Genomic DNA, 6,236 nt, shown 5'->3' on the forward strand with positions numbered 1-6,236 from the left:
GCCAGGGCGGGGCGACCGTCGCTTGCCGTGGCGGTGTCTTCCCCTCGATCCTCGGACCTTGCGCTGTCCCGGCCGTGAGAGCCACGGTCCCTCCAACGTCACGCCACGGACGGTCGCCCGTCCCCCGTTGCCGATCAGTCTGCGTCGGGATTCGGCCATGCACGGCCTGCCTTGACGGGTCCCTGACGTCTCGTCAGCCCGGTTTGACGGGCCTTTGACGGCAGGCGGGCCCGCGCCGTATGGGTGCCGCAAATTCCTCGCCGACCTGGGCGGTTGGCCCGGCGGGCAGGGCTAGATTCCCTCTCGGCCGCAGCCGGGACCGAGGAGGTCCAGGGCGCCGCACGACCGGCGGAGCCCACCCACTCCGCGGCGGCGCACAGCCGTGGTGACGCGATACCGCGGTGGCACAAAGCTGCGGCTGCGCGAAGCCGCGGTCGCGCGCAGGCGGCCGTCGACCACAGTCCCCGTCCGCCTCACGGCACGAAGGTGTCCGATGCTTCCCGCCGCCCCCCAGCAGGCCCCACCCTCCCGCCTCGAACACACGCCCCGGCCCGGTCCGGGAGGCAGCGGCAGGCGCCGCGCCGCCGGCGGGCTGTTCGAACCCGTTCAGCTCGTCCGCGAGTTCCCCGAGGCCGTACGCAAACTGCACCCGCGCGTCCTGGTGCGGAACCCGGTGCTGTTCGTCGTCTCCGTCGGCGCGGTCCTCACCACCCTGTCCGCGCTGCTCCATCCGGCGGTCTTCACCTGGGTCATCAGCCTGTGGCTGTGGCTGACGGTCGTCTTCGCCAACCTGGCCGAGGCGGTCGCAGAGGGCCGCGGCAAGGCGCAGGCCGAGTCGCTGCGCAGAGCCCGTACCGACACGGTGGCGCTGCGGCTCGAACACTGGAGCTACGGCACGAATCTCGCCGCCGCCCGCACCGCGGCCGTCGCTGCCACCGACCTGAAGCCGCTGGACGTCGTCCTGGTGGAGGCGGGCGAGATGATCCCGGCGGACGGCGATGTCATCGATGGAGTGGCGGCGGTGGACGAGTCCGCGGTCACCGGTGAGTCGGCGCCGGTGATCCGGGAGGCGGGCGGAGACCGCAGCGGGGTCACGGGCGGTACGACGGTGCTGTCCGACCGGATCGTCGTCCGGGTCAGCGCCCGCCCCGGGCACAGCTTCCTGGACCGGATGATCGCGCTCGTCGAGGGCGCCTCCCGGCAGAAGACCCCGAACGAGATAGCCCTGAACATCCTGCTGGCCTCCCTCACGATCATCTTCATCCTGGTCGTGGTGGCCCTGCAGCCGATGGGCGAGTACGCGGGCGCCGCCCAGTCCACGACCGTGCTGGTCGCCCTCCTCGTCACCCTCATCCCGACCACCATCGGCGCCCTGCTCTCCGCGATCGGCATCGCCGGCATGGACCGCCTGGTGCAGCGCAACGTCGTCGCCATGTCCGGCCGCGCGGTCGAGGCGGCCGGCGACGTGAACACCCTGCTGCTCGACAAGACCGGCACCATCACGCTCGGCAACCGGGAGGCCGCCGCCTTCATCGCGCTGCCCGGCATCGACGAACGGCAGCTCGCGGACGCGGCCCAGCTGTCGTCGCTGGCCGACGAGACGCCCGAGGGCCGTTCCGTCGTCGTCCTCGCCAAGGACCGGTACGGCCTGCGGGCGCCCGCCCAGGGCGAGTTGGCGAACGCCCGCTGGGTGCCGTTCAGCGCGCAGACCCGCATGAGCGGTGTCGACCTGCGCTGGAACAACGGAGCCGTCTGCGCCATCCGCAAGGGCGCCGCCCAGCAGGTCATCGACTGGGTGCAGATGTACGGCGGCCACGTCCCGCCGGAGGCGCGCAGGTACGCCGATGCCGTGTCCGCCGCCGGAGGGACCCCGCTGCTGGTCGCGGTGCACGACTGGGACGGGCCGCGCGCCCTCGGCGTGATCCAGCTGAAGGACGTCGTCAAGGACGGCATCCGCGAACGCTTCGCCGAACTGCGCCGCATGGGCATCAAGACGGTGATGATCACGGGTGACAACCCGCTGACCGCGAAGGCGATCGCCGAGGAGGCGGGCGTCGACGACTTCCTCGCCGAGGCCACCCCCGAGGACAAACTCGCCCTGATCAAGCGGGAACAGGAGGGCGGCAAGCTGGTCGCGATGACCGGCGACGGTACGAACGACGCGCCCGCGCTCGCCCAGGCGGACGTCGGCGTGGCGATGAACACGGGCACGTCGGCCGCCAAGGAGGCCGGCAACATGGTCGACCTCGACTCCAACCCGACCAAGCTGATCGAGATCGTCGAGATCGGCAAGCAACTGCTCATCACCCGGGGCGCGTTGACGACGTTCTCCATCACGAACGACGTGGCGAAGTACTTCGCCATCATCCCAGCGATGTTCGCGGGCACGTACCCGGGCCTGGAGTCGTTGAACGTGATGGGTCTACACAGCCCGACCTCGGCCATCACCTCCGCGATCATCTTCAACGCCCTGATCATCGTCGCCCTGATCCCGCTGGCCCTGCGCGGCGTGCGCTACACCCCGTCCTCCGCACACGACCTGCTCCGCCGCAACCTCCTCGTCTACGGCCTCGGCGGACTCGTCCTGCCCTTCGTCGGCATCAAGCTGATCGACATGCTGATCTCGGGGGTACCCGGCCTTGGCTGAGCCGCGCCCGCCCCTCTGGCTCTCCCGTCAAGGTCCCGTATGCGCACGTCAGGACCTCGTCAGAGACCGGGGTTTCGTCTTGTCCGGCCGATGCCGGACGGCTTCCATGGACGATGTGAACAGCGCCTGGCTCCTGCTCGACCGGCCGCCGAGTCCCGCTCGGCCGTCGCGTCGTCAGCCGCGCTGACCGGAAGCGCCCGCGCCACACGCCGATATCGCGTCCCGCCGACGCCGTACCGCGTGGACGCCGCGTCCCGCCGACGCCGCTCTCCGTGACCCGAGGGGCGCCGTGATCGGCTCCGGCGCCCCTCGTCCTCCCTTCACCACCGCACGCCCACCCCCTGAGACGGGGCGTCCCGGCGTGCCCGCTACCCCGGAACGGATCATGTCCAACTCCACCCTTTCCCCCTTTTCCGCCCGTACCGTCCTGGTCACCGGCGCCACCGCCGGCATCGGCTACGAGACCGCACGGCAGCTCGCCGAGCGCGGCGCCACGGTGCTGCTGCACGGCCGTACCGCGGAGGAGACGCGGGCGGCGGCCGACAGCCTGGTCGCCACGGCCGCCGTCCGCGAGGACCAACTGGCGCTGTACGCAGCCGACTTCGCCCGCCTGGAAGAGGTCGAGCGGTTCGCCGCCGCGGTGGTCGCCGAGCACCCGCACCTGGACGTCCTCGTCAACAACGCGGGGATGGCCGCCCCCGAGCGGCACACGGTCACCGCCGACGGCAATGAGGTCGCCTTCCAGGTCAACTTCCTCGCCCACTACCTCCTCACCTGCCTGCTGGAGCCGGCGCTCACCAGCGACCCGGGCGGCCGCGTCGTCAACGTCTCGTCCTCCCTGCACCGCACGGCCTCCATCAGCTGGGCCGACCCCAACCGCGCCCGCCGCTACTCGCGCCTCGCCGCCTACGCCCAGTCGCAGCTCGCGCTCACGGTGTTCGCGGCCGACCCGCGCGTCACCGCGGTCTCCGTGCACCCGGGCATCTGCGACACGGCCCTGCTTCCCCTCTACGCCCACGAGGGCGTGTCTCCCGCCGAGGGTGCCGGGCACGTGGTGCGGCTGTGCGACCCGGCCGTCGAGATCGTCAACGGCGCCTACTACGACCGCGGGGAGCGCGTCGACCCGGCCCCGGCGGCGACCGAGGACCGCACGGTCCGACGCCTGAACAAGCTGGCGGACCTGCTGGTCGGCCGCACCGCTTGAAGAACCTTTCCGCACCCAGGAGTTGACGTACATGTCGAAGCGTGCCCGCAAGAAGAAGGACCGCCGCAAGAAGAAGGCCAACCACGGCAGCAAGGCCGGCCAGCGCTGACCGAGCCACAGGTGGGGCGGGCGACAGGGAGCGGCACCCCGGTCGCCCGCCTTGTTCCCCGTTCCCGTATTCCCGTCTCACCTTCGGGAGGCATGGATGATCGAGATCTCACCGCCGGACGCACGGGCGCTCGTGCGCTGGTTCCCCACGGGCACGCCCGGCCCCGCCACGATCGGCGAGCACGCGCTGGCCACGGGCGTCGGCCGTTGGTGGGCCGACCGGCCGGTCCAGCCTCGCGCGCTGGCCGTGTCCTGCGCCGGCCACGCGGTGCTGCGCGGCAGCCCGGAACAGCTCACACCCGGTCTGCTGGCCCCGCTGGCCGGCAACCGCTTCGAGGCTCCGGCCCGTTTCCTGCCGGCCCTCGGCGCGTCCTTCGGCCGGCTGATCCCCTGGGAGCGCATGGTCTGGACGCTCCAGGCCGCACCGCAGCCCGCCGCCGTCCCGCACGGAGTGACGGTACGGCACCTGGAACCGGCGGACACCGACGCCGTGCACGCCCTTGGCCCCGACGCGTCCTGGCTCTCGGCGAGCTGGGGCGGCCCGCTCGGTCTCGCCGCCTCCGGCCACGCGTGGGCCGCCGTGGACCGTGCCCGTCGCATCCTGGCCGTGGCCTGCACCTACTTCCGCGGCACCGGTTACGAGGACGTGGCCGTCTACACCGTCCCCGACCACCGCCGCCACCGCCTCGCCCTGGCCTGCGTCATCGCCCTGTCCGCGGACATCGCGGCCCGCGGCCACACGCCCAGCTGGAACTGCTCGGTCCTCAACCGCCCCAGCCGCCTGCTGGCCTGGCACGCCGGTTTCCGCCTGGTCCGCGAGTACGTCCACTATGCGGCGGGCAGCCCTACCGCGGACTGCTTCGCCGGAGTACGGAACCGAGAGGACCGCCATGCCCGCACTGCGTCAGGCCCGTGTTTCTGACCACGGCACGATCGTCGAGTGTGTGCAGCGGTGGTGGGGGGACTCACGCACCCCCGAGCAGGCCCGGGAGCTGTCCTTGCTGCTGCCCAGGCTGTTCCTGCAGTTCTTCTCCGGCACCAGCCTGGTCCTGGAGGACGGCACGGACATCCGTGCGTTCCTCATCGGCTTCTACGCCGCCGACAACGCCACCGAGGCATACATCCACTTCGTGGGAGTCGACCCGAAGCTGCGCGGACAGGGCATGGCCCGGAGCCTGTACACGGCGTTCTTCCAGCGTGCCGCCGAAGAAGGCCGCACGGTGGTCCGTGCGGTCACCTCGCCGACGAACGCGGGGTCCGTCACATTCCACCGCGCCATGGGGTTCTCCCTGGAGAGCGGGGACAGCGAGGCCGACGGGCTGCCCGTGCACACCGACTACGACGGTCCTGGGCAGGACCGGGTGTGCTTCTACCAGAGGATCGCTCCCTGACCCGCTCGACCTGATCACGGAGCACCTGGATCGGCGTGTGGAGTACCCGAGGAGGGACGAGGTGGCCGCGCTCGTCCGCAAGGGGAAGAAGATTCCGTCCGTCACGGCAGTCCGGCTGCCACGGGTACTGCTTGGGCTTGTACTCGCTGCGCACCCGCCGAACAGGTCGAGCACACCGGACGTTGTCGTATGAGGCCGGCCTCCCTGATGCTCGCGAAGACGCCGTGCTGACAGCGGCCTCTCCCTGGGTCAGCTTCGGCGATTGGCTCCTTTCAGCCGCCGCCCGGTTCGCCGTCTCGTTGTCGAGCACGATCACCTCGTCAGCGGCTTCGGTGCGGCTGTGCCATCGGTAGCCGAGCCGAGGAGATCCGGCCCCCACCCCAACCCAGAAGAAACGCCCTACTCTTCAGCACGTGACCACCAAGCTGACCCTGCTGTCCCATGTCGCCTGCCATGGCCGGGAGATCACCGCGCCGCGGCTGCGCGGGTTGCTGGCGTTGCTCGCGGAGGATCTGCGGGGCGGCTGCAGTACGGGGCGGCTCGTGGAGGGGCTGTGGTGGGCGGAGGAGTTGCCGGAGCGGCCGGGGAAGGCGGTGCAGGTCCTTGTGTCGCGGCTCCGGGCGCAGGTGGGGGCCGAGCTGGTCGTGAGTACGCCGACCGGCTATCGCCTGGCGCTGGATGAGACACAGGTGGACAGTTCCGCGCTGCTGCTGCACGAGGCGGCGAGCGCCGAGCGGGCGCGGGCCGGGGACCATGCGGGCGCGCTGGCCGAGGCCGAGGCCGGGCTGGCGTTGTGGGACGGGAGTGCGGGCGCCGGGGCCGGGGAGGATCTGCGCGATCCCGTCGTAGCGCTGCGGGCCGGGCGGGTGCGGGCGCAGCGGGCGCT

The 6,236-nt window shown here is 71.7% G+C and carries 6 protein-coding genes; all 6 read left to right on the forward strand.

All coding sequences use genetic code 11. The features are described 5' to 3' along the window. The first annotated feature begins 493 nt into the window (after window positions 1-493). Window positions 494-2,647: a potassium-transporting ATPase subunit KdpB gene (kdpB, locus tag M878_RS68245; RefSeq protein ID WP_023547879.1), complete on the forward strand. Its 2,154-nt coding sequence runs from the start codon at window positions 494-496 to the stop codon at window positions 2,645-2,647. Window positions 2,648-3,032: 385 nt separating this feature from the next. Continuing rightward, a complete protein-coding gene (locus M878_RS68250) occupies window positions 3,033-3,851 on the forward strand; it encodes an SDR family NAD(P)-dependent oxidoreductase (RefSeq protein ID WP_023547880.1) in 819 nt (272 codons plus the stop codon). A 31-nt stretch (window positions 3,852-3,882) separates the two neighbouring features. Then, complete coding sequence (locus tag M878_RS000000101850; protein ID WP_391411595.1) at window positions 3,883-3,960, forward strand: 50S ribosomal protein bL37; 78 nt, start codon at window positions 3,883-3,885, stop codon at window positions 3,958-3,960. A 96-nt stretch (window positions 3,961-4,056) separates the two neighbouring features. Further along, the gene (locus M878_RS68255) at window positions 4,057-4,881 is read left to right on the forward strand and encodes a GNAT family N-acetyltransferase (protein WP_023547881.1); all 825 of its coding nucleotides are present in this window, start codon (window positions 4,057-4,059) and stop codon (window positions 4,879-4,881) included. Next, complete coding sequence (locus tag M878_RS68260; protein WP_023547882.1) at window positions 4,850-5,350, forward strand: GNAT family N-acetyltransferase; 501 nt, start codon at window positions 4,850-4,852, stop codon at window positions 5,348-5,350. Before M878_RS68255 ends, M878_RS68260 begins: the two co-directional genes overlap by 32 nt. A gap of 413 nt (window positions 5,351-5,763) precedes the next feature. Beyond that, window positions 5,764-6,236 (forward strand): AfsR/SARP family transcriptional regulator (locus M878_RS48195; RefSeq protein ID WP_037730146.1); only part of this gene is annotated, 473 nt, incomplete at its 3' end.

Origin of the sequence: Streptomyces roseochromogenus subsp. oscitans DS 12.976, assembly GCF_000497445.1 — a bacterium.
In the GTDB taxonomy this organism is placed as follows: domain Bacteria; phylum Actinomycetota; class Actinomycetes; order Streptomycetales; family Streptomycetaceae; genus Streptomyces; species Streptomyces oscitans.